The following is a 24,337-nucleotide window of genomic DNA, read 5'->3' as shown; positions in this document are numbered from 1 at the left end:
GGTCGGGGCTCCCTGCCAGCCGCCGCAGCTGGCAGTTCTGGGGGCGAGCCCGCCCGGGACTGGGACATGGGGAGTCGTCGGGCGGGCTCGGCGCTCATGCTGCCATCCGAGACCGCCGTTTCACTCCGCCAAACGGGTCAAACGGTCTATTCGATCCATTCGGTTTGAACGGTCTACCGATCACCCAGCCGAACGATCCAAGCGGTTCAATCGGTTCATGATCAATCGGCGGCTCCTCACCACTGGCGAGCTCGCGGAGGTCCTCGGCATCAGCCGCGGCACGCTGAATCGCTACGTGCGGCAGGGGCTGCTTGTCCCGACGGAGACGACGCTACGTGGCCATCGGCGGTGGAACGTTGAGGACGTGCGTCGGCAGATCGCGGAGATCCGACAGCGCGAAAGCAGCGGGGAGTAGACGCGGCCCGACGTGTGGGAACCGGCCGGTGCGGGGGTCGGGGGACCTTCGGGAGAGGTAGCGCCCCGCACCGGCCGGCAGCTCAGGCCGTCACCGAATCGCCAGGCCTCGACCGCCAGGCGCCCTGGCGAGGCACCGCACGCACGGCATCCCGTGGAACCCGTCGAGGCGCTCAAGGTCGCTCGTCGGGAAGGTGGCGCCGCAGAGCGCGGTGCAGCTGTCTTGCGGGAACAGGTGGACCTCGCGGCGCGTCTCGCCGGCGACTCCTGGCCGTAGGCGGGCGAGGATCAGTGCGGCAGCTGTGGTCACGGTCGACACTGGCAGTACCACCCTTGGGTAACTGCGATCGCGTTCGCGATCGCGAGCACCAGGAAGATCGACAGGATCAGGATGACGCCCCGATTCCGGGCTGGCGGGCGGCGGCTCACCGGGTACCCCGATCGCCGCCGGGTGGCTCCGGCGGGAGCTCCGTGCCGTCGTGCAGCACGATGGTGCCGTCGTGGCGTTCGAAGTAGCTGTGCTCCCCGCGGTTGGCTGGCTTCCGCGCCCACAGCTCTGCTGGCTCGTCGTCTGCCGCGCTCATGACCTCTCCCGCTCCGCCCTGGAACCTTCCACGCTCCCCAGGCTGACGCATCGAATCGCATAGCTCAAGCAATAGATCGCATAGTTTGCGCAATCAAACACGATCGGAGTAACGGGCATGGCGTGATGTGCAGGGCGAGCGGGCTACGATCACTCGTGCGGACCCTGGCCACTGGTCGGAATTGCGAGAACCATGTGACGGGCACACCGACCTAAGGAGTAGCTATGCGCATGGGACTGATCGGCACCAGCTCGAACGACACCGGGTGCCCGAACCTGTGGGCCACCGAGCGCGGCACGCTCGTTGTGCAGGGCACGACCGTCACTGACCCGGAAGCGCTCGCCGCCCTGCGGGAGCGCGGCTTGCCGGCGCACGAGTCGGCCGTCGAGGTGCCGCGCGAGCTGCTGCCGTTCATCGCGCTGCAGGCGCTCGAGCAGCTGCCGTTCGCCGACGCCGACCGGCCTGGATTCACCATCGATCCCGACTCTGCAGCCAAGCTCGAGGAGGTCCTGCGCGAGCTGGCCGCGAAAGCGACGACCACGGCGACGCGATGACGTGGGTCAACCGCGGCGAGGAGTTCGCCGCCCTCTTCACCGGGTTCCGGCACAGCATGTGGCGGTGGGAGTGCCAGGGCACCTACCACGAGCCTGGCGAACGCGAGCCGTTCCGGCAGTGGCAGGAAGGCCGGCCGTACAACGGGTTCCTGGACCGTTGGCTCGCCCGGGTCCGGCAGTTTCGTAGCGAGGGCAAGACCCTTGAGCGCGTCCGCATGGTGACCGAGCCACCGACGGAGTACCTGCGGTGGATGTTCACCGTCACCCCGCTCAACGTCGCGGCTGGCGAGGACATCCGCTGGATCAGCGAGAGCGACGCGCGGGCGCTGGGCGAGATGCCCGAGCACGATTTCTACCTGTTCGACGACGCGCGGGTCGCGATCATGCGGTTCGACGAGAACGGGGTTCTCGGGGCCGAGGTGACCGAGGATCCGCGCGTGGTAGCTGATCATCGTCGGTGGCGGGACCGGGTATGGTCCGTGGCCACCGCGCACGCCGAGAGCCAGTACGCGACCGCGAGGAGCCCGTGACCATAGAAGATCGCCGGAAGGAGTTCGGCGGCCGCCTGCGCGAGTACCGGGTGGCCGCCGGCTACTCCGGTCAGGGATTCGCTGCCGCGCTCGGCTGGCAGCAGTCGAAGGTGTCGCGCATCGAGCTCGGCCAGCAGCGGATCACCGACAGCCCGAACGGCGGCGAACTGCAGAAGTGGGCCGATCAGTGCGGGCTGGAGGCCGCGGAACGCGACGAGCTGTTCGCCGAGCTACGTGCGCTGCGGCTCGACGAGGCGCGATGGAAGAACCGCACCCGCCAGGGACACGGCCAGCTGCAGGCCGACTTCGGCGCGATCGAGCGCGCGGCCCGGAGCATCCGCGTGTTCGAGACCGCGCTGGTGCCTGGGCCCGCGCAGACGTTCGCCTACGCCCTGAGCGTGTTCCGCGCGCTGGCAAAGCTGCGCAAAACCGACCGGGACCCGCAGGAGGCCGCGGCGGCGCGGATGCAGCGCCAGGCCATCATGTACGACCCCGCCAAGGATATTCAGCTCCTGATCAGCGAGGCCGGGCTGCGCTACCCGCCGCCGTGGGTCGGCGAGGACGACTACCCGGAGTGGGCCGAGGTGATGACCGGCCAGATCGACCGGCTACTCGCGCTGTTCGGGATGCGCTCCGTTCAGCTCCGCATCCTGCCGCTGGGGCAGCCCCTGCCGGTCGCACCGCTGCACGGCTTCTGGATCCTCGACGACCTCATCAACATCGAGCTGCTCCACACGGAGGTCACCACCCGGGACCGCGCCGACGTCGCGTTCTACTCAGGCCTCTTCGACGAGCTGTGGCACCGCGCCAAGCACGACGACGAGGCGCGGGCCATCTTGCTCACCGTGTCGGCCGACTACCGGCGGACGCTCGAGCGCGCCCCCTGATCCGGTCCGTTCTCCCGGTAGTCCCCCACGATCGGCACCGCAGCCACAACGGCCCGCATCGCCCCCGCTTCGCGGTGAGCGTGGCCGGCGTCGAGGTGCGCGCTGACGATGCCGCCGACCGGCTTGACGACGAGGTACACCTGCGGGGTGACCTCCAGCGGTGACACCGCGCGCGCGATGGCCTGCGCGGCCTGTTCCAGCACACTGCTCGTCGGTACGCCCCACATCCGGAGCTCGCGGCGTACCCGGGCGATCAGCTCATCGGTCATCGCGTCTCCATGCGGTTGTTGATCCGGGGGCACAGCGCCGGCACCAGCGTGACGGCGACCATCACGGCGAGGTCGAGCACGGCGCTCGCCGCGCGGCCCACTCGGCGCATCATGTGCGCCGAGCCGGCTTCGACAGAGCGCGGGTGTCGGGGTCCAGCTCCGCCTCGTACCAGCTCGCTCGAAGGACAACCTCGACCCTCGGGGCGTCCTTGGCGGCCCGGACGTCGAAGGCCGCGAGCAGCTCGGTTTCGCCGCTGGCCGTCGTCCTGTCGGACAGCGTGGCGCCGGTGCCGAGGAACCCGAGCGGCTTCGCCTTGGCGCGTGGGTGGCGCGAGAGCGCGTCCAGCCACGCCCCGAACACGTTCCGGGGGTGGTGCTCTGGGGCGACCGCGCCCACGATGCCCACCAGGGGACTGAACGAGTGCGGGACGTGCCAGTCCAGAGGCGGCAGCTTGCGCGTCATGCCGAGCTTGACCAGCTCGTTCAACGCCGCCAGGTGCCGGCGCTGCATGGCGCGGCGGTCCGCGTCGGTGACGGGGCCGTAGAGGCTGGTCATGGCTGCTCACATTCGACGACGCTGGTGCGCTGGTGACCGGGGATCTCGCACCGCGCGGGCCCGTCAGGTACGAGGCCGGCCAGGAGGGTCACGAGCACGATGCCGAACAGGACCGCGACCGCAACGACCGCGCGCCGGCCGGTCGCCCCGCTCATCGGCCGCACCGCGCCTGGTAGTCGACGCCGGCGCGGATCTGCTCGGCGAGCGCCTCGAGGTCCGGCGCCGGCTGCGGAGTCGAGAGCTGGTTGCACCAGCCCCGGTCCGGGTCACCGTTCTGGGTCTCGATCACGAGCGGGCGCCCCACGGGTTCCTGCACTGCAGTCGGCATCGCGACCTGCAGTGCTGCGGCGACGGCGATCGCTACGAGGGGAAGGGCCAGCAGGAGACCGAGGACTCTCCGGGGCGTGAATGTGGGCGGGATGGGAACGTCGTGGGCCACGACGGCGACCTCCGTAAGTAGGCTCTGACCAGGTCAGAAGGCACTGACGGAGGTGAGCACCATTAACAAGGTGCCTCGGTCGACGTCTTCACACGGCAAACGCTATCCGGTGACCGAGCGAGTTCGATCAGTGATCCCCGGTTGGGGAAAGGGGCTGCCACGCCGGTGCGCCACCGTCCCGCCGGACCCGCCCGAACACCACGTCGGCGAAGTGGATGCCGAACCCGATCGTGTCCGGTTCGGACAGTTCGGCGACGAGGCGGGCGCGGTGCGCGGCCGCGCGGGCCGGATCGTGGTCGACCGCCGCCGAGAGCTCGGGGTGGTCCACCTGGACCGGTGAGTGCAGCGCGTCGCCGAACGCGATCAGCCGCTGCCCACCGCCGGTGATCACGTACTCGGCGTGCCCCGCGGTGTGGCCCGCGCTGATCCGGATCCGCACGGTGCGCGACGCCCATTCCGGTCCGGCGACCAGGTAGTCCGCGTGGGCGAAGAGAGGCCGGTCGGGAGCGGGGTGCCAGGCCCAGCCGGTGTGGTCGGGGGCAGGTGCGTGAACGCCACCGCCTCGATGCCGGCGGGAGACCGGCCGAGCGCGGCCAGGTTCCCCGGCAGCGCGCCGCCGCGGATCGCACCGCGCGGCGTGCCCGGATCGGGTGGCAGGGACTCCGGCCCGAAGCCCGCGTCGATGAGCAGCGCGCGGTCGCCGTGCTCGACGAGCAGCCCGCCGAGGCTCGCCACCAGGTGTCCTCAGTCGTCCAGGTACTCCGGGTGGGCGTGCCAGAACTCGTCGGTGGTGTGCGGCAGCCAGCCGCGCGGCGGCAGGTGCACCACGCCGTCCGGCTCGAACGTCACCCTCGTGTCGCTCAGCCGCAGTGAGTGGATGCCGGCCTGCCGTCGCAGGCGCTCGTCGGAAGAGGTGATCATGCATCCGACCGTAAAGCATCAAGCTTGAAACATTCAAGCTGAAAATGTACTGACTTGACGTATCGCTAGGATGGCAGCATGGAACCGCAGGTCATCGCCGAACGGGAGCTGTGCGGGCTGGTGAACGGGCTGGCCCAGCAGATCGCCGACCACGTCCGCGAGCGCGCCGCCGCTCTCGGGCTCACCGCGCCGCAGGCGACCGCGCTGCGCGAGATGACCGGGCCGATGACCATGCGCGAACTGGCCGAGCGGATGAGCTGCGAGCCGTCCAACGCCACCTTCGTCGTGGACAAGCTCGAAAAGCTGGAGCTGGTCGAACGCCGGCCGCACCCCACCGACCGCCGCGCCCGTCAGCTCGTCCTCACCGCGAAGGGCGAGGAGCTGCGCGGCAAGCTCCTCGACCTCCTCGTGCGCCGCTCGCCGCTCGCCGCTCTCGACGCCGGCGAACAGCGCGCGCTCCACGGCCTGCTGGAGCGGGCGATCGTCCGCCGAGGCCACACCGACGAGTGAACGGATGGTCTCCCGGAAGCGCCCCCTTGCGGGGGTTGGTGAAGTTAGGCTAACCTAATGCTTGTCCGCTTCGTGGTGGGAGCGGCAGTCAGTTCGGGAACGGGCGGAGCCCCGGTGCCGGGAAGGATCCCAGCACCGGGGCTTCGTTCATGTCGATCCCGAAGTGCACGCGGTAGGCCTCGACCTTCTCCGCGTCGCTCAGCTCGCGCTCGGCCCGCTTGCCGTCGACCGTCTCGATCAGCTTGTCGCCCGCCAGGGTGACCCGCCCGGACGGCGTCGAGATCGTGCTCAGCACGTTCTGCGTGAAGTGCGACTCCGGCGAAGTGGCCTGCCACCAGCAGGTCGGCCCGAAGTCGGACAGCTGCCGCGGGCGCTTTTCCAGCCGGTAGGCCGGCTCGCCGTTCAGCCGCACCTCGATGTCCCCGTCCGGCGCGTCCACCACCAGGAACTCGCCCTCGGGGTCGGTCTGCGGCTCGCACGCCGTCAGCCGCAGCGGGTCGCGGGCGAAGCGGCCGAAGCCGACGTCGGCCAGCCACGGCTCGTCCAGGTCGACCCGCAGCGCCAGGTGGTCGAACGGCGGGCCCCACCGGCCGCCGCCGTACACGCGGGCGCCCAGCAGGGTCACGCTGAAGCCCAGTTCGCGCAGGAGGGCCCCGAACAGGCCGTTGAGCTCGTAGCAGAACCCGCCGCGGCGGCGCCGGACGACCTTGTCGAACAACGCGTCCTCGTCCAGCACGATCCGCTCGGGCAGGTGCACGCTGAGGTTCTCGAACGGCACCGTGAGCAGGTGGGCTTCGTGCAGCTCCCGCAGCGCCGCTGCGGTGGGGGCGGCGGGGCGGGCGGCTCCGATGCGGGCCAGGTACGCGTCGACATCCATGCCGGTCAGCCTGCACCCTCCACTCTGGTCGAGGTCAAGCAAAAAAGAAGGGCCCTGTCCGCGCGGGTGCGCGGAAGGACCCCTCGATCAGGCTTGCTCAGAGGAGCAGGCCGTTGCCGCCGGAAACGGCGTTGTCGAAGCGTTTGCTGATCTCGCCCCAGTTGTAGACGTTCCACAGCGCCTTGACGTAGTCCGCCTTGACGTTCTTGTAGTCGAGGTAGAAGGCATGCTCCCACACGTCGACCAGCAGGATCGGCACGGTCGGCAGGATCAGGTTGTTGTGGTGGTCGCGCAGCTGCTGCGTGATCAGCGTCTTGCCGATCGGGTCCCACGACAGGGCGGCCCAGCCGTTGCCCTGGATCGTCGTGGCGACCGCGTTGAACTGCGCCTGGAACTTGTCGAACGAGCCGAACGCCTCGTCGATCGCCGAGGCCAGCTCACCGGTCGGCTTGTCGCCGCCTTCGGGGGACAGGATCTTCCACCACACCACGTGGTTGGCGTGTCCGGCCAGGTTGAACGCCAGCGTGGTCTCCAGGCCGACGATCGAGCCGAAGTCGCCCTTGTCCCGAGCCTCCGCGAGCTTGTCCAGGGTGTCGTTGGCGCCCTTGACGTAGGTCGCGTGGTGCTTGCTGTGGTGCAGCTCGTTGATCTGACCCGAGATGTGCGGGGCGAGCGCGCCGTAGTCGTAGTCGAGGTCAGGAAGCTCGTAGCGGGCCATCAGCCCTCCTTCTTGTCTGACGCAGAGTCCCTTGCGGTATCAAAACCTAGTCCTCGCGCGCGCAGGAAGCTAACTGGGGAGCCGCTGTCCGCACTGCGGGAACCGGTCATGCGGCAAGCCTGCAATCTCCAGCTAGATGGAGGTCAACGGGGTGTGCGGATGATCACGGCACCAGGTCGTCGAGCACCGCGATGTTGAACTCGAAGGCCACCAGCGTCTCGGTGACGATCCGGTCGCGCTCGGCGCCCGTCCACGGGGTGTCGTCGAGCAGCGCCTTGTACCGCTTTCGGAACGCGGGGACGTTGTCGATGTCGTCGAAGTGGTAGAACAGCGCGCCCGGCCCCTCGACGCCGTGGGCCTTGGCCAGCAGCTTGCGCACCGCCTGGCCGCCGGCGAGGTCGCCGAGGTAGCGCGTGTAGTGGTGGGCCACGTAGCCGCCGGCCCAGTCGAAGGCGACCGCGCGGATGCGGTGCACGTAGTCCTCGGTCGCCGGGACCGGCGTGACGCGGTCCCGCCACTGCTCGCCGTAGAGGAACTTCAGGTCGGCCGCCAGTGCGGGCACCCGGCGCAGCTCGTCGAACACGAACCGGCCGCCGACCGGGTCGCGGCGCATCGCGTCCGCGGCCTCCTCGATGGCCTGGTAGATGAACCAGTACTGGGCCGCCAGCCGGGCGTACTCTGTCAGGTCCAGGTCGCCGTTGAACAGGTCCCGCATGTACCGGGAGTGGTGCGCCCGGTCGTGCGCCCGCCGTGTCGACTCCCTCAGGGTGGTCGAGAACGGGGTCTGGGTCAGGTCCGAGTCAACCGCGAGGGGAGCCGCCATGAGTGGCACTGTAAGCGACATCGGTCACTTAGGCTACCCTAACAATGCCGGATTGACCCGAACAGAGCCCGGTTGATCACGGAGTGTCCACGGGCCAGGTGTGCACGGCCTCCCCGCTCCGGCTCAGTTCCAGGTAGCGGCCGAGCATCGTGCTCAGCGCGGTGTCGCGGTCGGCGCCGCGGTCCTCCGCCCCGGTGACCACCGTGCGCTGCCACCACGCACCGTTGCGGCGGGTCAGGCAGCGCTGCTCGATGACGCCGAGGTAGCGGTCGATGGCCGCTTCGGACACGTCCGCGCTGCGCAGCCCCTCGATCGCGAGCGGCAGCAGCACGCGCAGCACCAGCTCGTCCGGCGGCACCCAGCCCTGGCCGGGCCAGTAGAGCTGCGCGTCGAACCCGTTGCGCGCCCCGGCATACAGGTTCTCCTCCGCCGCCTGGAACGACATCTGTGTCCACACCGGACGCTCCGCCTCGGCGAGCGCCCGCTGCGTGCCGTAGAAGAACGCCGCGTTGGCCATCATGTCGAGCACGGTCGGGCCGGCGGGCAGCACGCGGTTCTCCACGCGCAGGTGCGGTTTGCCGTCCACCACGTCGTAGACCGGGCGGTTCCAGCGCCACACGGTTCCGTTGTGCAGCATCAGTTCCGTGAGCTTCGGCGCCTGCCCCGACTCCAGGGTCTCCAGCGGGTCCTCGCGGTCGGTCTCCGGCAACAGACCAGGGAAGTAACGGACGTTCTCCTCGAACAGGTCGAAGATCGAGGTGATCCACCGCTCGCCGAACCACACCCGCGGCCGCACGCCCTGGTTGCGCAGCTCCTCCGGACGCGTGTCGGTGGCCTGCAGGAACAGCGGGATGCGGGTCTCGTGCCACAGCGCCTTGCCGAGCAGGAATGGCGAGTTCGCGCCGACGGCCACCTGCACGCCGGCCAGGCACTGCGCGGCGTTCCAGTGGGTGGCGAACTCCTCCGGCGCCACCTGCACGTGCAACTGCACCGACGTGCACGCGGCCTCGGGCAGGATGGACTCCGAGTAGGCGCGCAACCGCTCCGGGTTGTGCCCGCCGAGCGGGGCGCCGTCCATCGACAGCGTCATGTTCTCCCCGCGGGCGGCGAAGATCTGGTCGTTGAGCAGCGTGTAGCGGGTGTTGTTGGTGATCCACTTCTGGTCGAAGTGGTCCTCCGCCAGCGTCGGCAGGATGCCGATCACGGCCAGCCGAGCGCCCGCGGCCGTCGCGTTCCGGTCGGCCTCGCCCAGGTAGCCGACCAGGTCGTGCTCCAGCGCGATCGCGGACTTCCCGGCGAGCGGGCGCGGCGGCACGTTCAGCTCGATGTTGTGCTGGGAGAGTTCCGTGGTGAAGGATTCGTCGTCCAGCGCCTCCAGCACGGCGCTGTTCGACATCGACGGCCGCAGCCGGTCGTCCACCAGGTTCAGTTCGACCTCGAGCCCGATGTGTCTTCGCGGGAACGAGAAGCTGTCGTCGGCGAGCATCCTGGCCAGGGTGTCCAGGCACCGCTGGAGCTTGTGCCGGTACCGCGCCCGGTCCCGGGGGCTGAAGGCTTCCGCCGACACGTCCTTGCCCATGCCATCCCTGCTCTTGTCCTCGGCCGCTGCTGTGGTGATCGCCGCGGCACCCCGGCCGACTACGGTCGCACAGCGATCGTCACGAGGTCATCGGCCAAAACGGTGGCTCCGCCATGACGTGCCCCACCGCGGCCCCCGCTGCTCCGTTCGGCCCAGTGATACGCATGACGTTCGGAGCACCCACCCCGACGACGGAGGATCTACCCCGAAGCCGCAGACTTCATGCCGTGGCGCAGATCGTGCGAACCGAAGACGAGGGTGATCCCAGGCTCGACGACTTCCGGGACCTCTCCACGGCCGACCGGCGACCGGACCGGCCGGGCGGGCGCGGCCTGGTGATCGCCGAGGGCACCGTGGTGGTCCGGCGCCTGCTCGCGTCAGCGTACCCGCCGCGGGCCCTGCTGGGCGTCGAGCGGCGGATCGACGAACTCGCGCCCGATCTTGCGGACGTGCCGGTGCCGGCGTACGTCACGTCGGCCGAGGTGATGGCGGAGGTCGTCGGGTTCCACCTCAACCGCGGCGTGCTCGCGGTGGCCGACCGCGCGCCCCAGCCGGACGCGGACGAGATCCTCGCGCGCTCGCGGGTGGTCGCCGTGCTGGAGGGCGTCGGCGACCACGAGAACATCGGCGCCCTGTTCCGCAACGCGGCCGCGCTCGGGGTCGACGGCGTGCTGCTCGGCGCCGGCTGCGCGGACCCGCTGTACCGGCGGAGCGTGCGGGTGTCGATGGGCAACGTGCTGCGGGTGCCGTTCGCCGCACTGACACCGTGGCCGTCCGGGCTGGAGCGGGTCCGGGCGGCGGGGTTCCGGGTGGCGGCGCTGACGCCGCGCGCGGACGCGCGGACTCTCCGCGAGGTCGCCGCCGACGGCGGCCGGACGGCCCTGCTGCTCGGTTCGGAGGGGCCGGGCCTGACCGCGGAAGCGCTGGACAGCGCCGACGTCGCGGTGCGGATCCCGATGAGCGAAGGCGTCGACTCGCTCAACGTGGCCACTGCCGCGGCGGTGGCCTTCTACGAGCTCGCCGCAGCGGTAAATTGACGACGTCCTGGCGTGACGGCCGGAAAGGTGCATGCGTGGAATTGCGGGTCCGCGGCGACCGCGCCGTGCTCAAGGGGCACGGTGACGTGTACACGCGCGAGATCAACCCCCACAGCCTGGCGCTGGGTGTCGAACTGGCCGACGCGCTGCACGAGTGGGCACAGGTCGCCGCGGCGCTGCGGCGGTCGGCGAACGACCCGAGCGAGGCCGCGACCGTGGTGTCCCGGCGCGGGCAGCAGCTGGCTTCGCGCGTCGCCGGGGTGATGGGCACGCCCGTGCACTACGTGGACCCGGTGACCGGTGAGCAGGTGGTCGTGCCGCCGCCACCGCGCGCCGATGAGTCGCCGCGGCTGTTCGCCGGTGTCGGGGACGAGCCGACGCCGTGGGTGACAGGGCTGGTGGTGGCCGGGTTCGTGGCGGCGGTGGTGATCGTCGCGATGATGGCGCTCGCGACAGCGCTGGCCGCGGAGACCGCGGGCTGGCTGGTGCTGTTGGCGGCGGTCGTGGTCACCGCCGGGATCGCGCCGTCGCTGTGGCTGGCGCGGAAGCTGCCGATCATCCGGTGGGTCGCGCTGGGCGCGGCGGCCGGGGTCGTGCTGTCCTGGTTCGGCGTGCTGGCCGTCGTGTTCTGATGGACCCGCTCGAGCCGCTGCGCGCGATCTGCCTGGCCCTGCCGGAGGTGGAGGAGCGGCTCAGCCACGGCGAGCCGGCGTGGTTCGTCCGCGGCCGCAGGACGTTCGTGATGTACGCCGACCACCACCACGACGACCGGGTGGCGTGCTGGTGCGCCGCGCCGCCCGGAGCGCAGGGGGAGATGGTCGCGGCCGAGCCGGACCGGTTCTTCCGGCCGCCCTACGTCGGGCACCGCGGGTGGCTCGGGGTATACCTCGACGTGCCCGTGGACTGGGCCGAGGTGCGGGCCGTCGTGCGCGAGGCCTATCGCACGGTGGCGCCGAAGTCACTGGTCGCGCGGCTGGAGGGCTGACGGAAGCGGGCGTTCGCGCGGCCGGAGCGGTTCGCGCCGCGCCGCGTCGGGGCGGTCCACGCGGTCGCCAACACCGCCACCGGGGGGCGTGTGGCGGGTCTAAAGATCAAGGGATGACCACCCAGCTACCTTGGGGTGCAGAGATCAAGGGCGTGGCTCAGCCGCGTTGGCTGCGGACTCCCAGTAGGACGTCTTCCCAGGCCGGGACCGCTGGGTGGGCCTTCTTCTTCGGCTTCGGCTTGGCGGCCGACGGGTCGGGCTGCGCGTCGATGTCGAGCGTGGGCTGCTCGTCCACCGGCTCGGGCTCCGGCAGGGGCTCGGCCTCCGCGCCCACCGCCCGAAGCGTCCGCGGCGTGCGGTGTGGGTCCAGCAGGTCCTCGGCGTGCTCGTCCAGCGCGGTGACCGTGCCGCCGTGCGCGCCGGCCGAGAACTGCCAGTGCGCGGCGTTGTCGGAGCGTCCCGCGGTCCACCGGAGCGCCACGATCCATCGGCCGTCGTCGCCGCGCCAGGCGTCCCACGACGCCTGCGAGTAGTCCTGGCCCCGCACACCGAACGCGTAGGCCACGATCTCGCCGAGCGTCCGCAGGTCCGGGCCGTCCTCGCGGACCGGGTGCGCCGACTGCGCCAGCTCGGCGGTGCGGGACCGCTCCAGCAGCACCGGGTACGCGAACCGCTCCACCCGTTCCACCGAAACCCCGGCGGCGTCCGCGACCTGCTGCACCGACTCGCCGGCCCGGATCCGGGCCTGGATCTCGCGTGGTCGCATCTGGCTCTCCGTCTCGATTTCGATCTGCCCGAGCCTCGGCACGTCGCCCCGGACGGCCGCGCGCAGCTTCTCATCGGCGGGCAGGAGGAAACGCTCGCGCCGCGCCGGGTCTTCGCACACGATGGACTTACCGTCCTCGTGCAGCCCGACCACTCTCAGCGTCCGCATCCGCTTCCTCCTGACTTCACCTTCGGATGTTCACGGTAGGTCGGCGCGTCCGCTTGTCGGGGCAGGCGCGCCGACACTTTTTGGTTGATCTTGCAGCAATTCCACCCGTTCGGCCACCCGGACGGGACCCCGGTGATCAGGATCCGCGAGTATTGCGCGGTGGGGCGGAGGCTGCTGGCCACGGGAGTGGCGATCGAAGTCGTGCTGGTCGGGATCCTGCTGGCGTGGAAACGGTTGGACGGCCTGGATCTGGACGTCTACCGGCTCGGCGCGCAGGCGTTCTTCGACCGCGGTGACCCGTACGGCCCATTGCCGCCCACGCGGAACGGAACACTCCTGCCGTTCACCTATCCGCCGTTCGCCGCGTTCGCTTTCGCGCCGTTGCTGGTGATTCCGCGCGATGTCGCGCTCGTCGGGATCACCGTCGTGTCCGTCGTCGCGCTCGGTGCGGTGCTCGCGTTGTGCTTTTCGCGGTACGACCGGCGGCTGCACGTGTTCGGCGGCGCCGCGCTGATCGTCCAGGCGGTGGCGTTGTTCAGCGAGCCGGTGCGCGCCACGCTCGGGTTCGGGCAGATCAACCTGCTGCTCGTGCTGCTCGTCGCGGTCGACGCGCTCGCCCCGGTCCGCCGCCGCGGATTCCTGGTCGGGCTCGCCGCCGCGGTCAAGCTGACCCCGGCCGCGTTTGTGCTGTTCTTCTTGCTGCGCAAGGACTTCCGCGCCGCCGGACGAGCGGTCGCGACGTTCGCCGGCTGCGCGGCCCTGGCGTGGGCGATCGCGCCGCAGGCGTCGGTCACCTACTGGACGAAACTGGTCTTCCAGAGGGAGCGGGTCGGCGACCCCGGCTACATCGGCAACCAGTCCCTGCACGGCCTGCTCGCCCGGCTCGGCGCGCCGACCTGGCCCTGGCTGGTCGCGGTGGCCGTCATCCTCGTCGTCACCGTGCTGGTGATGCGGCGCGCCGACGCCGTGGTCGCGCTGCTGGCGTGCGCGGTCGGTGCGCTGCTGGTCTCACCGGTGTCCTGGACCCACCACTGGGTGTGGGCGGCGCCGGTGATCGGGGTCCTGACGTGGCGAGGGCGGCGGTTCCGGCCGCTCGTGCTCGGAACCGCCGCCCTCGCGACAGTGGTGTTCGTGGTCAGCCCGCTGTGGGACCACCAGAGCGCCTGGCCGCTCGCCGAGAGCTACGTGCTCACCGGCGTGCTGCTGCTCCTCGTGCTGGGACTAGTCCCCAAGCCGCTCGACGACCCACTCGATGCAGCTGGTCAGGGCCGTGACGTCGCCCGGCTCGATCGCGGGGAACATGCCGACGCGTAGCTGGTTGCGGCCCAGCTTGCGGTACGGCTCGACGTCGACGATGCCGTTGGCGCGCAGCACCTTCGCGACCTGCGCCGCGTCGACCTCGTCCACGAAGTCGATGGTGCCCACGACCTGCGAGCGCAGCGACGGGTCCTTCACGAACGGCACGGTGTAGCTGGTCTCCTCGGCCCACTCGTACAGCCGTGTCGAGGAGTCCTGCGTGCGCGAGACCGCCCAGTCGAGACCGCCGTTGGACAGCATCCACTCGATCTGGTCGGCCAGCAGGAACAGCGTCGCCACCGCCGGGGTGTTGTACGTCTGGTCCTTGCGCGAGTTGTCCAGCGCCGTGGGCAGCGACAGGAACTCGGGGATCCACCGGCCGCTGGAACCGATCTTCTCCACCCGCTCGATCGCCGCGGGCGACATCAGCGCCAGCCACAGACCGCCGTCGGAGGCGAAGCACTTCTGCGGCGCGAAGTAGTAGACGTCGAAGTCCTCGGCCTTGACCGGCAGGCCGCCGGCGCCCGAGGTGGCGTCGATCGCGACGAGCGCGCCCTCGCTGCCCGCGGGGCGGCGCACCGGCACCGCGACACCGGTCGACGTCTCGTTGTGCGCCCAGCCGACCAGGTCCGCGCCCTGCTCGTAGGCGATCTCCGGGGCGCTGCCAGGCTCGGCCTTGACGACGATCGAGTCGCCCAGGAACGGCGCGTCCGAGGTCACCTTGGCGAACTTCGACGAGAACTCGCCGTAGGTGAAGTGCTGCGCCCGCTCGTTCACCAGCCCGAACGCGGCGGCGTCCCAGAACGCCGTGGTGCCGCCGTTGCCGAGCACCACCTCGTAGCCGTCGGGCAGGGAGAAGAGCTGGGACAGACCGGAGCGCACCCGTCCGACGAGGGACTTCACCGGCTTCTGCCGGTGGGAGGTGCCCATGTAGGCGGCGCCCTCGGAAGCGAGGTTCGCCAGCTGCTCCGCCCGGACCTTGGACGGTCCGCAGCCGAAGCGCCCGTCGGAGGGCTTCAGTTCAGCCGGAATGGTCAGCTCATCGGTCATGGACCCAGTCTCGCAGGTCGTGTTTCCGCCGCGTGACGGCGGTGGCGGGTCCCACTATGCGGTACGCCAGCCCTCCGGGTCGACGCCGCCGGGGACGGGCGCCGCCGGGTCGTACGGGGTGCGCGTGAAGACGAACGTCGCCAGGTCCAGGTGCCGCGGCGTGCCGTCGGTGTCGCGGCCGACGCGCAGCGTCTCGCCGGCGTAGTAGCCGTCCAGCCCGAGCCACTTGTCCTGCGCGACCGGGCGGAACCGGGACGCCCGGCCCATGCCGTTGACCGGGGCGAGGCTCAGCATGCCGCCCGGGATCAGCCGCAGGTGGTACGGCGTCGGGCCCCAGTGCCACAGGCCGGTGAGGGTGAGCAGCGACCGGTCCACCTCGGAGGGGCGCCACTCCTCGGGCAGGTTCGGCTCCTGCTCGTCTGCGATCGAGATGAGGTCGACCACCAGGCCGAGGATCGCCGGGCCGGAGGTGGTGTTGGCGAAGGTCAGCGCGCCCGTGCCGGTGACCTCGTCGACCAGCGTGCAGGCGAGGAAGCCGGGCATCGAGCCGGTGTGCCCGGCCAGCCGCCTGCCCTGGTGGCGCAGGACCTGCAGGCCGAGGCCGTAGCCGGAGGTCCAGGCGTCGGCGTCGTCGACCGTGGCGACCGCGCGCATCTCGGCCACGGTGTCCGGGCTGAGCACGTCCGCGCTGTCACCGCCGACGAACGCGGTCCAGCGGGCCAGGTCGCGGACCGTGGACCACAGCTGCCCGGCCGGGGCCATCGCGCCGGCGTCCGGGCTGGGCTCGGGCAGCAGCAGGTCGGCGAACGGGTGCACCGCCCAGCCGTGCGCGTGCTTGCCGGTGGGGTGCGGCGTCGTGCGCGACATGCCCAGCGGTTCGAGGACCTCGCGGTTGAGCGCGGTCAGCCAGTCGGTGCCGCGGTGGCGGGCGACCAGTTCGCCGAGCACGCCGTAGCCGACGTTGGAGTAGTGGAACCGGCTGCCCGGGCGGTTCTTCAGCGCGTCCTGGGCGAGGCTCGCTTCGAGGGTGGCCCAGTCGCCGCCTTCACTGCGCTCCCACCACGAGCCGGGGGACTCCGACGTCAGCCCGCCGGTGTGCGAGAGCAGCTGCCCGACGGTGGAGGCGCCGAAGCTCGTGCCGGGGACGTGCTTGTCCAACGGGTCGTTGAGGTCGAGGCGGCCCTCGTCGCGCAGGCGCATCACGAGCGCGGCCACGATCGACTTGGTGATCGAGCCGAGGCGGTACTGGGTGTCGTCGTCGGGCGCGGCGCCCTCGACGGTGCCCCGCGCGCCCCACCAGGCGACCTCGCCGTCGCGGACGACCGCGGCGACCATCGACGGCGCGCGGCCGTTCACCTGTTCCAGGGAGAGGCGGCGGAGCAGGGCGAACTCGGTGCTGGGCAGCATGCCGTCATTCTGCCGCGCGGGGCGCGAGGAGCTCCGTGAGGGCGAACTCGAGCGAGCCGAGCAGTCGGCGGTGCAGCTCCGAGCCGGGCGGGGCCTGCAGCAGGTGCTGGGCGAAGCCGTCGGTGAGGGCGACGACGACATCGGCGAGCTTGCCAGTGTCCAGGTCGTCGCGGACGTGTCCGTGGAGCTGGGCCTGGCCGAGGAAGTCGGCGGTCTGCGCGCGCATGAACTCGTAGCCCTCGCGCAGGTGGTCGGCCCACTCCGGGAGGACGGCGGCGCGCGCGGCGAACGCGAGGACGACGATGACCTCGGCGCGGCGCTGGTCGTCCAGCGGCAGGGCCTCGGCGACCAGCGCGCGCAGCATGGTGAGCAAATGGCCCTGCGGGACCCGCATCCAGCGCTGCTCGATGTACTCGCCGGTGAGGTCGAACGCGAAGCGGAACAGCTCGTCGCGGGTGGCGAAGTACTTCTGCACGGCGCCCGCGGAGAGCCCGGCCTCGGTGGCGACGGTCCGGACGCTGACCGCTTCGATGCCCTCCCTGGCGATCAGCCGGAGCACGGCTTCCGCGATCTCCCGGCGGCGCTGCTCGCGGTCCACGATCTTGGGCACGGTTTTCACCCTAGTGCGCCAGGATGGCGCGCATGATCGAGAGAATCCACACCGACACGGCTCCGTTCGTCCGTTTCCCTGACGGCACCGAGCCGCCGCTGTCCCAGGCCATCCGCACCGGTGACCTGGTCTTCACCTCCGGGCAGGGGCCGCTCGACCCGGCCACGCACGAAATCCCGGCCGACCTCGACGCCCAGGTGCGCCAGGTGCTGACGAACCTCGTGGCGGTCTTCGTCACGGCGGGCAGCCGCAAGGACCTGATCGTCAAATGCACCTGCTACCTGGGCGACCGTGCGAACTTCGCCGCCTTCAACCGGGTCTACCAGGAGTTCTTCGCCGACTGCCCGGTACTGCCCGCGCGCACGACGGTGGTGGCGGAGCTCGTCCGTGAGGGCGTTCTCGTCGAGATCGACGGAGTTGCCGAAATCGCTTGACCCTCGCTTTAAGATACGATCGTATCTCGAAACCTGGGGGTTGCGATGGCGCAGGGGAAACGCCGCGCGAGTCAGAACGAGCTGGCCGCGGCACTGATGCGCGGGCCGGTCGAGGTCCTGGATTTCTTCCTGCCGCTGTGGGCGGGCAGCGCGCTGGGCGCGAGCGCGGCCGGGGTGGGGGCGTTGACGGCGCTGGAGACTCTGGTGTCGTTCGTGGTGCGGCCGCTCGCGGGGGCGCTCGCCGACCGGTTCGACCGCGGACGGCTGGCCGCCATCGGCGCTGTCCTCTATGGACTGTCGTTCGCCGGGTACGCGCTCACCCCGGGGCTGGGGCCGGCTTTCGCGGCCGCGGTGCTCGGCGGGGCGGGCGGGGCGATCTTCTGGGTGGCTCTGCGTGCCCGTGTCGGCGAAGAGCTCGACAACGACAAAGCCGCGTTCAGCAAACTGTTCTCGTCCGAGGGTGGCGGCACGTGGATCGCCTTCGTGGCCGCCATGACCCTGGTGCCCCGCATCGAATACCGCGGCGTGTTCTGGTTCGGCGCGGCCGCCTGCGCCGTGACGGCGGCGGTGATGCTCGCGCCGACCGGGGCGGCCGCACCGCGGACGACCGGGCAGGGGTTCAGGCAGCTGGGCCGGTGGTTGCGGCCGATGCTGTTGCTCGTGGTGATCACCGCGCTCGCCGAGGCGGGCGTGGCGCTGTTGCTGCTCATGCACCTGCAGCGCGGGCACCACCTGCAGCTGAACGAAATCGCCGGGGTGTTCCTGCCCGGGTTCATCGTCTACACGACGCTCCCGGAGTACCTGCATAAGGTGACCGGGCGGCTGGGCCGCACGACGGTGCTGTCGCTGGCGATGGGGTGCAGCGCGGTCTTCGCGGTGGGGCTGTCGTTCGCGCCGAATCCACTCGTGCTGGCCGGGATGTGGGTGCTGTCGGCGGCGGCGTTCGCCGCGGCGATCCCAGTCGAGCAGGAGATCGTGGCCGAGGCCGCGGGGGTGAGCCTCGGCCGGGCGATGGGTATCTACGAGAGCGCGACGCTGCTCGGCGCCACCATCGGCGCCTTCACCGCCGGCCTGCTCTACGGCACCGGTTCCGGCTGGCGGGTGGCCTGCCTCGGCGCGGCGGTGATCCTCCTGGCCGGCGCGGTCCTGGTGCGCCCGGTGCTGCGCGCGGTGACAGTACGCGAGAAGGCCCCGGAACCGCGGTGATGCCGGGGCCTTCCGCGACGGACTACAGCGGCTTGACCGCCGACCAGCCCTCGACCTCCTCCGGGGAGCGCGGGCCGGGGCCGACGTAGCTCGCCGAGGGGCGGACGAGACGGCCGGTCTGCTTCTGCTCCAGGATGTGCGCCGCCCAGCCGGCGGTGCGCGCCGAGGTGAACATGGCCGGCATCATGTGCGTCGGGACCTGCGCGAAGTCCAGGATCACCGCCGCCCAGAACTCCACGTTCGTCTCGATCGCGCGGTCCGGGCGCCGCTCGCGCAGTTCGGCCAGCGCGGCCTGCTCCAGTGCCTCGGCCACTTCGTACCGCGCGGCGCCGAGCTCGCGGCACGTCCGCCGCAGCACGCGGGCCCGCGGGTCCTCGGCCCGGTACACCCGGTGCCCGAAGCCCATCAGGCGCTCCTTGCGGTCGAGGATCCCCTTGACCACCTTGCGCGCGTCGCCTTCCTTCTCGACCGCTTCGATCATCGGCAGCACCCGCGCGGGCGCGCCGCCGTGCAGCGGCCCGGACATCGCGCCGATCGCGCCGGACAACGCAGCCGCGACGTCGGCGCCCGTCGACGCGATCACGCGCGCGGTGAACGTCGAGGCGTTCAGGCCGTGCTCCGCCGCCGACACCCAGTACGCGTCCACGGCCTTGACGTGCGCCGGGTCCGGCTCGCCGCGCCAGCGGATCATGAACCGCTCGGTGATCGTCTGCCCGGCGTCGACCGCGGACTGCGGCACGGCAGGCACCCCGACCCCGCGCGCGGACTGCGCCACGTACGACAACGCCATCACCGAGGCGCGCGCGAGGTTTTCCCGCGCCTCCTCGTCGCTGATGTCCAGCAGCGGCCGGAAACCCCAGATCGGCGCGACCATCGCGAGCGCGGCCTGCGCGTCGACCCGGACGTCGCCGGTGTGCACGGGGATCGGGAACGGCTCGGCGGGCGCGAGGCCGTTGCCGAAGTGGCCGTCGACCAGCAGGCCCCAGACGTCGCCGAAGCTGACCTTGCCTGCCAGGTCTTCGATGTCCACGCCCCGGTAGCGCAGCGCGCCGCCGTTGCGGTCCGGCTCGGCGATCTGGGTGCGGAAGGCGACCACGCCTTCCAGACCGGGCTTGAACCCGTCGTCCGGTTCAGTGTTGTTCGCAACGGGCGCTGAGGTAGTCACTGGTGAAACCTTTCGCTGCGCATTTTTCCCCGACATGGAGTTGTTACGCGCGCGTGACGCGCTCGGGGGCGCCTCGTCGCACGGTGACCACACCATGCCCCTCGAACGGCCTAGGGGCAATCGAAGAAAGCGGTGGTTTCGGTCACGATTACGAGAACGATTCAGCTGGATGAGCCGTTCGCGCGTAAATCCTGTGTTTCGCGCCTGCGTGTCGCCGTCTGCGCGGTGATAGACCTGAGCGCATGCCCTTGAGCCCCCAGGAGCGCGACAAGTTGCTGGTCCACGTCGCCGCCGACGTGGCACGGCGGCGGCTGGAGCGCGGCGTCCGGCTGAACTACCCGGAGGCCGTCGCGCTCATCACCGACCACGTCCTGGAGGGCGCCCGCGACGGCCGCACCGTCGCCGAGCTGATGTCCAGCGGCCGGTCCGTGCTGTCCAGGGAGCAGGTGCTCGACGGCGTGCCCGAGATGGTCGACTCGGTCCAGGTCGAAGCCACCTTTCCGGACGGCGCGAAGCTCGTCACCGTGCACGACCCGATCGTCTGAGGAGCACCGCGTGCGTCCCGGAGAGATCATCCCGGCGGAATCACCCGTGCAGTTGAACCCGGGTCGTCCACGCGTGCGGGTGCGGGTGACCAACACCGGTGACCGTCCGGTGCAGGTCGGCTCCCACTACCACTTCGCGGTGACGAACCCGGCGCTCGAATTCGACCGGGCGGCCGCGCGCGGTCACCGCCTGGACATCCCCGCCGCACCTCCGTCCGCTTCGAGCCGGGCGTCGAGCGCGAGGTCGACCTGGTGCCGCTGGCCGGCCGCGGCGTGGTGCCGGGACTGCGGAAGGAAGCCGAGTGACCAGCATCGACCGTGAGCGCTACGCCGAGCTGTTCGGGCCGACGACCGGCGACCGGATCCGGCTTGCCGACACCGACCTGCTCATCGAGGTCACCGAGGACCGCAGCATGGGCGCGGGCTCCGGCGACGAGGTGCTCTTTCGGCGGCGGCAAGGTGATCCGCGAGTCGATGGGCCAGGGCATGGCGACGCGCGCCGAGGGCGCGCCTGACCTGGTCATCACCGGCACCGTCGTGCTCGACCACTGGGGCGTGGTCAAGGCCGACATCGGCGTGCGCGACGGCCGGATCGTCGGCATCGGCAAGGCGGGCAACCCGGACACCATGGACGGCGTCGATCCGGCCCTGGTGATCGGGCCGGCCACGGAGGTCCTGTCCGGCAACGGGAAGATCCTCACGGCGGGCGGCGTCGACTGCCACGTCCACTTCATCTGCCCGCAGCTCGTCGACACCGCGCTGGCCTCCGGCCTGACCACGCTCGTCGGCGGCGGCACGGGCCCATCGGAGGGCACGAAGGCCACCACGGTCACGCCGGGGCCGTGGAACCTGGCCCGGATGCTGCAGGCGATGGACGGCCAGCCGGTCAACGTCCTGTTGCTGGGCAAGGGGAACACGGTCCGGCCGGAAGCGCTGCGCGAGCAGCTCGTGGCCGGCGCCGGCGGGTTCAAGCTGCACGAGGACTGGGGCACCACGCCCGCCGCGATCGACGCGTGCCTGTCGGTTGCCGACGAATCCGGCGTGCAGGTGGCGATCCACACCGACACCCTCAACGAGGCCGGGTTCCTGGAGTCCACTATGGACGCAGTGGCCGGCCGGTCGATCAACGCCTACCACACCGAGGGCGCCGGCGGCGGGCACGCGCCGGACATCATCAAGGTCGCCGGGCTGCCGAACTTCCTGCCCTCGTCGACCAACCCGACCCGCCCGCACACGGTCAACACCCTCGACGAGCACCTCGACATGCTCATGGTGTGCCACCACCTCAACCCGTCGGTGCCGGAGGACCTGGCCTTCGCCGAGAGCCGGATCACGCCCGAGCACCATCGCGGCCGAGGACGTGCTGCACGACCTCGGCGCCATCTCGATGATGAGCTCGGACTCGCAGGCGATGGGCCGGATCGGCGAGGTGATCATCCGCACCTGGCAGACCGCGCACGTGATGAAACGCCGCCGTGGAGCACTGCCCGGCGACGGCGCCGCGGACAACCTGCGGGCCCGTCGCTATGTCGCCAAGTACACGATCAACCCGGCCATCGCGCACGGGATGGACGGCGAGATCGGCTCGGTCGAGGTCGGCAAGCTCGCCGACCTGGTGTTGTGGGAGCCCAAGTTCTTCGGCGTGAAGCCGCACGTGGTGCTGAAGGGCGGGTTCGTCGCGTGGGCCGCGATGGGCGACGCGAACGCGTCCATCCCGACCCCGCAGCCGGTGCTCGCGCGGCCCATGTTCGGCGCCGCGCCGTCCGTGGCCGCGGCGAGCAGCCTGTTCGTCGCGCCGCAAGCGCTCGGCACCGAACTTCCGGTGACCCGGCCGCTGGTGCCGGTGCGCAACGTGCGCCGCGTGACGAAGGCCGACATGGTGCTCAACGACGCGCTGCCGGACATCCAGGTCGATGCGGACAGCTTCGCGGTGCACGTGGACGGCGAGCTGATCGAGCCGCAGCCGGTGCCCATGGCCCAGCGGTACTTCCTGTTCTGATGGGCATCTCCGCGATCCTGCTGGCCGATTCCCGGTTCCCGGGCGGCGGCCACGTGCACTCCGGTGGCCTGGAGGAAGCCGTGGCCCGCGGGCTGATCCGCGAGGTGCGCGACCTGCCGGGGTTCCTGCACGGTCGCGTGTGGACGGCCGGATACCTGGCCGCCGCCTTCGCCGCCGCGTCCGTCGTGTGCAGGCAGTGGACGCGGCTGGACGAGGAACTCGACGCCCGCACGCCGTCACCGGCTCAGCGCGCGGCCTCGCGCGCCCAGGGGCGGGGCACCGCGCGCGCCGGCCGGATCGCCTGGCCGTCACCGGTGATCGACGAGCTGCTGACGGCCACCCCGCGGCCGCACCACCCGATCATCACCGGCGCGCTCACCGCTGTTTCCGGCGGCACACCGCGGGACGCGGCCCTGGCCGTCGCCTACCTCGCGGTCAGCGGGCCGGCGAGCGCGGCGGTGCGGCTGCCGTCCCCCGGGATCACCGGCGCTCGACCTGCTCGCCGAAGCACACCTGCGCCACCAGCAGGAAGAGGTGCGTCTCTTTGCCAGCTGAACACGGACACGGGCACGGCCACGTGCACCCGGTCAACTTCGACCCGACGGCCACCGAACCCGACCGCTACGAGGCGCCGCCGTCCCGCGGCCGGGCCTTCCGCATCGGCATCGGCGGGCCGGTCGGCAGCGGCAAGATCGCGCTGACCGCCGCGCTGTGCCGCGCGCTCGGGAACGAGATCGACCTCGCCGTCGTGACCGACGACATCTACACCACCGAGGACGCCGACTTCCTGCGCAAGGCCGGGGTGCTCGACCCCGCGCGCATCGAGGCCGTGCAGACCGGCGCCTGCCCGCACACCGCGATCCGCGACGACATCACCGCCAACCTGGATGCGGTGGAACGGCTGGAGGAGCGGTTCCCCGGCCTGGAGCTGGTGATCATCGAAAGCGGTGGGGACAACCTGACCGCGGTGTTCAGCCGCGGGCTGGCGGACAGCCAGATCTTCGTGGTCGACGTCGCGGGCGGGGACAAGGTGCCGCGCAAGGGCGGGCCGGGTGTCACGACGGCGGACCTGCTGGTGATCAACAAGATCGACATCGCCCACCTGGTGAACGCCGACATGGACGTGATGACCTCCGACGCCCGCCGCATGCGCGGGGAGCTGCCGGTGATCACCCAGTCGCTGGTGCGCACACCGGACGCGCCCGACGTGGCGGCCTGGGTGCGCAAGCAGCTGGCCGGGTGAAGGCGCACGCCCGGCTCGTCGCCGAGGTCGCCGGCGGGCGGACGGTGCTGCGGGAGCTGAAGTCGATGCCGCCGCTGACGCTGGTGCCGCGGCGGACGTCCGGTGCGGCGGCCCAGGTCCACCTGGTCAACTCGGCCACCTCCCCGCTCGGCGGGGACGAGCTGGTGCTGGAGGTCGTGGTCGGGCCGGGGGCGGACCTGCGCCTGTCCGGCGTCGCCGCGACGCTCGCGCTGCCCGGGCCTGCCGCGGCGGCCAGCCGGTCGTCCGTGCGCGTCGAGGTCGGCGCCGGTGGGTCGCTCGCGTACCTGCCAGAGCCGACCGTGGTCACCGCGCGGGCGCGGCACACCGCGGACCTGGTCGCGACGCTCGACGAGACCGCACGTTTCCGCACGCGCGAGGTGCTGGTTCTCGGCCGCGCGGGTGAAGCACCCGGACGGCTCACCACGTCGCAGCGCGTCACCTCCGGCGGCAGGCCGGTGCTGGACCAGACCCTCACCGTCGGCGACCCGGCGCTCGACGCGAGCGCCGCCGTCCTCGCCGGGCACCGCGTGCTGGCGGCCGAACTGCTGGTCGGCGACGAAGTGGTGGAGCCGTCGAGCGGCGACTGGTGGGCGGTGACGCCGCTGCCGGTCGCGGGCTACCTGATCACCGCGCTCGCCCCCGATGCGGTCACCGCGGAGGAGCTGCTGGGCCGTGGCAGGTGTCACCGTTCGCTGGCTTTCGGAGTGGCTCCCCAGGCCCTAACGTGAGCTGTTACGGGTGAGT

The 24,337-nt window shown here is 71.2% G+C and carries 30 protein-coding genes and 3 pseudogenes; 17 read left to right on the top strand and 16 right to left on the bottom strand.

Translation table 11 applies throughout. The annotated features are described in order from the left end of the window. Positions 1-217: 217 nt before the first annotated feature. Positions 218-415 (top strand): helix-turn-helix domain-containing protein, encoded by a 198-nt coding sequence (locus tag AMETH_RS31325; RefSeq protein WP_017985181.1) that lies wholly within the window; start codon positions 218-220, stop codon positions 413-415. A 424-nt stretch (positions 416-839) separates the two neighbouring features. Here the strand turns inward: AMETH_RS31325 and AMETH_RS38340 are convergent, their stop codons facing one another. Next, a complete protein-coding gene (locus AMETH_RS38340) occupies positions 840-998 on the bottom strand; it encodes a hypothetical protein (RefSeq protein ID WP_017985179.1) in 159 nt (52 codons plus the stop codon). A gap of 224 nt (positions 999-1,222) precedes the next feature. Between AMETH_RS38340 and AMETH_RS31315 the strand changes: the two genes are divergently transcribed. From AMETH_RS31315 to AMETH_RS31305, 3 genes are read left to right on the top strand one after another with little or no spacing between them, the layout of a single operon-like run. Next, positions 1,223-1,552 (top strand): hypothetical protein, encoded by a 330-nt coding sequence (locus tag AMETH_RS31315; RefSeq protein WP_038532549.1) that lies wholly within the window; start codon positions 1,223-1,225, stop codon positions 1,550-1,552. Continuing rightward, positions 1,549-2,082, top strand: coding sequence for a DUF6879 family protein (locus AMETH_RS31310; RefSeq protein ID WP_017985177.1), 534 nt, complete (start codon positions 1,549-1,551; stop codon positions 2,080-2,082). The genes AMETH_RS31315 and AMETH_RS31310 overlap by 4 nt, the downstream gene beginning before the upstream one ends. Beyond that, positions 2,079-2,969: a helix-turn-helix domain-containing protein gene (locus AMETH_RS31305; RefSeq protein WP_017985176.1), complete on the top strand. Its 891-nt coding sequence runs from the start codon at positions 2,079-2,081 to the stop codon at positions 2,967-2,969. The genes AMETH_RS31310 and AMETH_RS31305 overlap by 4 nt, the downstream gene beginning before the upstream one ends. Here AMETH_RS31305 and AMETH_RS31300 read toward each other — a convergent pair. From AMETH_RS31300 to AMETH_RS41050, 6 genes are all read right to left on the bottom strand, one after another. After that, positions 2,939-3,238, bottom strand: a complete 300-nt coding sequence (locus AMETH_RS31300; protein WP_017985175.1) for a hypothetical protein — start codon at positions 3,236-3,238, stop codon at positions 2,939-2,941. The two genes, AMETH_RS31305 and AMETH_RS31300, sit on opposite strands and share 31 nt — an antisense overlap. Positions 3,239-3,347: 109 nt before the next feature. Further along, a complete protein-coding gene (locus tag AMETH_RS31295; protein ID WP_017985173.1) occupies positions 3,348-3,794 on the bottom strand; it encodes a hypothetical protein in 447 nt (148 codons plus the stop codon). Further along, the gene (locus AMETH_RS38335) at positions 3,791-3,949 is read right to left on the bottom strand and encodes a hypothetical protein (RefSeq protein ID WP_020486747.1); all 159 of its coding nucleotides are present in this window, start codon (positions 3,947-3,949) and stop codon (positions 3,791-3,793) included. The genes AMETH_RS31295 and AMETH_RS38335 overlap by 4 nt, the downstream gene beginning before the upstream one ends. Further along, the gene (locus AMETH_RS38330) at positions 3,946-4,122 is read right to left on the bottom strand and encodes a hypothetical protein (RefSeq protein ID WP_156131754.1); all 177 of its coding nucleotides are present in this window, start codon (positions 4,120-4,122) and stop codon (positions 3,946-3,948) included. The genes AMETH_RS38335 and AMETH_RS38330 overlap by 4 nt, the downstream gene beginning before the upstream one ends. A gap of 238 nt (positions 4,123-4,360) precedes the next feature. Continuing rightward, positions 4,361-4,672: an MBL fold metallo-hydrolase gene (locus tag AMETH_RS41055; protein ID WP_223842983.1), complete on the bottom strand. Its 312-nt coding sequence runs from the start codon at positions 4,670-4,672 to the stop codon at positions 4,361-4,363. 305 nt (positions 4,673-4,977) lie between these two features. After that, complete coding sequence (locus AMETH_RS41050) at positions 4,978-5,154, bottom strand: hypothetical protein (RefSeq protein ID WP_223842982.1); 177 nt, start codon at positions 5,152-5,154, stop codon at positions 4,978-4,980. 78 nt (positions 5,155-5,232) lie between these two features. Here AMETH_RS41050 and AMETH_RS31285 point away from each other — a divergent pair, with 78 nt between their 5' ends. Then, positions 5,233-5,664, top strand: coding sequence for a MarR family winged helix-turn-helix transcriptional regulator (locus AMETH_RS31285; RefSeq protein WP_017985170.1), 432 nt, complete (start codon positions 5,233-5,235; stop codon positions 5,662-5,664). A gap of 88 nt (positions 5,665-5,752) precedes the next feature. Here the strand turns inward: AMETH_RS31285 and AMETH_RS31280 are convergent, their stop codons facing one another. The 4 genes from AMETH_RS31280 to AMETH_RS31265 form a co-directional block, all read right to left on the bottom strand. Next, on the bottom strand, positions 5,753-6,541 hold the full coding sequence (locus AMETH_RS31280) for an arylamine N-acetyltransferase family protein (protein ID WP_017985169.1): 789 nt from the start codon (positions 6,539-6,541) through the stop codon (positions 5,753-5,755). A gap of 97 nt (positions 6,542-6,638) precedes the next feature. Then, on the bottom strand, positions 6,639-7,259 hold the full coding sequence (locus tag AMETH_RS31275) for a superoxide dismutase (RefSeq protein ID WP_017985168.1): 621 nt from the start codon (positions 7,257-7,259) through the stop codon (positions 6,639-6,641). 163 nt (positions 7,260-7,422) lie between these two features. Further along, positions 7,423-8,082: a biliverdin-producing heme oxygenase gene (locus tag AMETH_RS31270; protein WP_017985167.1), complete on the bottom strand. Its 660-nt coding sequence runs from the start codon at positions 8,080-8,082 to the stop codon at positions 7,423-7,425. A 76-nt stretch (positions 8,083-8,158) separates the two neighbouring features. After that, on the bottom strand, positions 8,159-9,661 hold the full coding sequence (locus AMETH_RS31265) for a glutamate-cysteine ligase family protein (protein WP_017985166.1): 1,503 nt from the start codon (positions 9,659-9,661) through the stop codon (positions 8,159-8,161). 227 nt (positions 9,662-9,888) lie between these two features. On the opposite strand from AMETH_RS31265, the gene AMETH_RS31260 reads away from it, so the two are divergent. The 3 genes from AMETH_RS31260 to AMETH_RS31250 are packed head-to-tail and all read left to right on the top strand — an operon-like array spanning position 9,889 to position 11,683. Beyond that, complete coding sequence (locus tag AMETH_RS31260; RefSeq protein WP_017985165.1) at positions 9,889-10,698, top strand: TrmH family RNA methyltransferase; 810 nt, start codon at positions 9,889-9,891, stop codon at positions 10,696-10,698. A 35-nt stretch (positions 10,699-10,733) separates the two neighbouring features. Beyond that, positions 10,734-11,330, top strand: coding sequence for a DUF2537 domain-containing protein (locus tag AMETH_RS31255; protein ID WP_017985164.1), 597 nt, complete (start codon positions 10,734-10,736; stop codon positions 11,328-11,330). Beyond that, on the top strand, positions 11,330-11,683 hold the full coding sequence (locus AMETH_RS31250; RefSeq protein ID WP_017985163.1) for an MmcQ/YjbR family DNA-binding protein: 354 nt from the start codon (positions 11,330-11,332) through the stop codon (positions 11,681-11,683). The genes AMETH_RS31255 and AMETH_RS31250 overlap by 1 nt, the downstream gene beginning before the upstream one ends. Positions 11,684-11,840: 157 nt before the next feature. Here the strand turns inward: AMETH_RS31250 and sepH are convergent, their stop codons facing one another. Further along, entirely contained in the window at positions 11,841-12,617 is a 777-nt protein-coding gene (sepH, locus tag AMETH_RS31245) for a septation protein SepH (RefSeq protein ID WP_017985162.1), read from the bottom strand. Between the two features lie 84 nt (positions 12,618-12,701). On the opposite strand from sepH, the gene AMETH_RS31240 reads away from it, so the two are divergent. Continuing rightward, positions 12,702-13,931 carry a glycosyltransferase 87 family protein gene (locus AMETH_RS31240; protein WP_223842981.1) on the top strand — a complete coding sequence of 410 codons (1,230 nt, stop codon included), beginning with the start codon at positions 12,702-12,704 and terminating at the stop codon, positions 13,929-13,931. Here AMETH_RS31240 and serC read toward each other — a convergent pair. The 3 genes from serC to AMETH_RS31225 are packed head-to-tail and all read right to left on the bottom strand — an operon-like array spanning position 13,839 to position 16,980. After that, positions 13,839-14,963, bottom strand: a complete 1,125-nt coding sequence (gene serC / locus AMETH_RS31235; RefSeq protein ID WP_017985160.1) for a phosphoserine transaminase — start codon at positions 14,961-14,963, stop codon at positions 13,839-13,841. The genes AMETH_RS31240 and serC overlap by 93 nt on opposite strands. 54 nt (positions 14,964-15,017) lie before the next feature. Beyond that, entirely contained in the window at positions 15,018-16,370 is a 1,353-nt protein-coding gene (locus tag AMETH_RS31230) for a serine hydrolase domain-containing protein (RefSeq protein WP_017985159.1), read from the bottom strand. A gap of 4 nt (positions 16,371-16,374) precedes the next feature. Next, positions 16,375-16,980, bottom strand: a complete 606-nt coding sequence (locus AMETH_RS31225) for a TetR/AcrR family transcriptional regulator (RefSeq protein WP_038533614.1) — start codon at positions 16,978-16,980, stop codon at positions 16,375-16,377. Between the two features lie 32 nt (positions 16,981-17,012). Between AMETH_RS31225 and AMETH_RS31220 the strand changes: the two genes are divergently transcribed. Further along, positions 17,013-17,414, top strand: coding sequence for a RidA family protein (locus tag AMETH_RS31220; protein WP_017985157.1), 402 nt, complete (start codon positions 17,013-17,015; stop codon positions 17,412-17,414). Positions 17,415-17,459: 45 nt separating this feature from the next. Continuing rightward, positions 17,460-18,620 carry an MFS transporter gene (locus AMETH_RS31215; protein WP_017985156.1) on the top strand — a complete coding sequence of 387 codons (1,161 nt, stop codon included), beginning with the start codon at positions 17,460-17,462 and terminating at the stop codon, positions 18,618-18,620. Positions 18,621-18,642: 22 nt separating this feature from the next. Here the strand turns inward: AMETH_RS31215 and AMETH_RS31210 are convergent, their stop codons facing one another. Then, positions 18,643-19,785 (bottom strand): citrate synthase 2, encoded by a 1,143-nt coding sequence (locus AMETH_RS31210; protein ID WP_026153546.1) that lies wholly within the window; start codon positions 19,783-19,785, stop codon positions 18,643-18,645. 242 nt (positions 19,786-20,027) lie between these two features. Between AMETH_RS31210 and AMETH_RS31205 the strand changes: the two genes are divergently transcribed. From AMETH_RS31205 to AMETH_RS31185, 6 genes and pseudogenes are all read left to right on the top strand, one after another. Next, positions 20,028-20,330 (top strand): urease subunit gamma, encoded by a 303-nt coding sequence (locus tag AMETH_RS31205; RefSeq protein WP_020486746.1) that lies wholly within the window; start codon positions 20,028-20,030, stop codon positions 20,328-20,330. A gap of 10 nt (positions 20,331-20,340) precedes the next feature. Then, a pseudogene (locus AMETH_RS31200) lies at positions 20,341-20,627 on the top strand (urease subunit beta); the annotation flags it as partial. Between the two features lie 5 nt (positions 20,628-20,632). After that, positions 20,633-22,329: pseudogene (locus AMETH_RS31195) on the top strand (urease subunit alpha). Further along, positions 22,329-22,884, top strand: a pseudogene (locus AMETH_RS37535) (urease accessory protein UreF). Before AMETH_RS31195 ends, AMETH_RS37535 begins: the two co-directional pseudogenes overlap by 1 nt. Further along, the gene (gene ureG / locus AMETH_RS31190) at positions 22,874-23,572 is read left to right on the top strand and encodes an urease accessory protein UreG (RefSeq protein WP_026153545.1); all 699 of its coding nucleotides are present in this window, start codon (positions 22,874-22,876) and stop codon (positions 23,570-23,572) included. The pseudogene AMETH_RS37535 and the gene ureG overlap by 11 nt, the downstream one beginning before the upstream one ends. Next, a complete protein-coding gene (locus tag AMETH_RS31185; RefSeq protein ID WP_017985150.1) occupies positions 23,569-24,321 on the top strand; it encodes an urease accessory protein UreD in 753 nt (250 codons plus the stop codon). Before ureG ends, AMETH_RS31185 begins: the two co-directional genes overlap by 4 nt. Positions 24,322-24,337: the final 16 nt, after the last annotated feature.

It is taken from the genome of Amycolatopsis methanolica 239 (assembly GCF_000739085.1).
In the GTDB taxonomy this organism is placed as follows: domain Bacteria; phylum Actinomycetota; class Actinomycetes; order Mycobacteriales; family Pseudonocardiaceae; genus Amycolatopsis_E; species Amycolatopsis_E methanolica.
The sequence above is the reverse complement of the archived record's forward strand: the minus strand, read 5'-3'. Positions and strand labels throughout refer to the sequence as shown.

Excerpts from the sequence above, each read along its gene's own strand:
- AMETH_RS31325 (WP_017985181.1), top strand. The coding sequence starts at position 218 with ATGATCAATCGGCGGCTCCTCACCACTGGCGAGCTCGCGGAGGTCCTC.
- AMETH_RS38340 (WP_017985179.1), bottom strand. The coding sequence starts at position 998 with ATGAGCGCGGCAGACGACGAGCCAGCAGAGCTGTGGGCGCGGAAGCCA.
- AMETH_RS31315 (WP_038532549.1), top strand. The coding sequence starts at position 1,223 with ATGCGCATGGGACTGATCGGCACCAGCTCGAACGACACCGGGTGCCCG.
- AMETH_RS31310 (WP_017985177.1), top strand. The coding sequence starts at position 1,549 with ATGACGTGGGTCAACCGCGGCGAGGAGTTCGCCGCCCTCTTCACCGGG.
- AMETH_RS31300 (WP_017985175.1), bottom strand. The coding sequence starts at position 3,238 with ATGACCGATGAGCTGATCGCCCGGGTACGCCGCGAGCTCCGGATGTGG.
- AMETH_RS31295 (WP_017985173.1), bottom strand. The coding sequence starts at position 3,794 with ATGACCAGCCTCTACGGCCCCGTCACCGACGCGGACCGCCGCGCCATG.
- AMETH_RS38335 (WP_020486747.1), bottom strand. The coding sequence starts at position 3,949 with ATGAGCGGGGCGACCGGCCGGCGCGCGGTCGTTGCGGTCGCGGTCCTG.
- AMETH_RS38330 (WP_156131754.1), bottom strand. The coding sequence starts at position 4,122 with ATGCCGACTGCAGTGCAGGAACCCGTGGGGCGCCCGCTCGTGATCGAG.
- AMETH_RS41050 (WP_223842982.1), bottom strand. The coding sequence starts at position 5,154 with ATGATCACCTCTTCCGACGAGCGCCTGCGACGGCAGGCCGGCATCCAC.
- AMETH_RS31285 (WP_017985170.1), top strand. The coding sequence starts at position 5,233 with ATGGAACCGCAGGTCATCGCCGAACGGGAGCTGTGCGGGCTGGTGAAC.
- AMETH_RS31280 (WP_017985169.1), bottom strand. The coding sequence starts at position 6,541 with ATGGATGTCGACGCGTACCTGGCCCGCATCGGAGCCGCCCGCCCCGCC.
- AMETH_RS31275 (WP_017985168.1), bottom strand. The coding sequence starts at position 7,259 with ATGGCCCGCTACGAGCTTCCTGACCTCGACTACGACTACGGCGCGCTC.
- AMETH_RS31270 (WP_017985167.1), bottom strand. The coding sequence starts at position 8,082 with ATGGCGGCTCCCCTCGCGGTTGACTCGGACCTGACCCAGACCCCGTTC.
- AMETH_RS31265 (WP_017985166.1), bottom strand. The coding sequence starts at position 9,661 with ATGGGCAAGGACGTGTCGGCGGAAGCCTTCAGCCCCCGGGACCGGGCG.
- AMETH_RS31250 (WP_017985163.1), top strand. The coding sequence starts at position 11,330 with ATGGACCCGCTCGAGCCGCTGCGCGCGATCTGCCTGGCCCTGCCGGAG.
- sepH (WP_017985162.1), bottom strand. The coding sequence starts at position 12,617 with ATGCGGACGCTGAGAGTGGTCGGGCTGCACGAGGACGGTAAGTCCATC.
- serC (WP_017985160.1), bottom strand. The coding sequence starts at position 14,963 with ATGACCGATGAGCTGACCATTCCGGCTGAACTGAAGCCCTCCGACGGG.
- AMETH_RS31230 (WP_017985159.1), bottom strand. The coding sequence starts at position 16,370 with ATGCTGCCCAGCACCGAGTTCGCCCTGCTCCGCCGCCTCTCCCTGGAA.
- AMETH_RS31220 (WP_017985157.1), top strand. The coding sequence starts at position 17,013 with ATGATCGAGAGAATCCACACCGACACGGCTCCGTTCGTCCGTTTCCCT.
- AMETH_RS31215 (WP_017985156.1), top strand. The coding sequence starts at position 17,460 with ATGGCGCAGGGGAAACGCCGCGCGAGTCAGAACGAGCTGGCCGCGGCA.
- AMETH_RS31205 (WP_020486746.1), top strand. The coding sequence starts at position 20,028 with ATGCCCTTGAGCCCCCAGGAGCGCGACAAGTTGCTGGTCCACGTCGCC.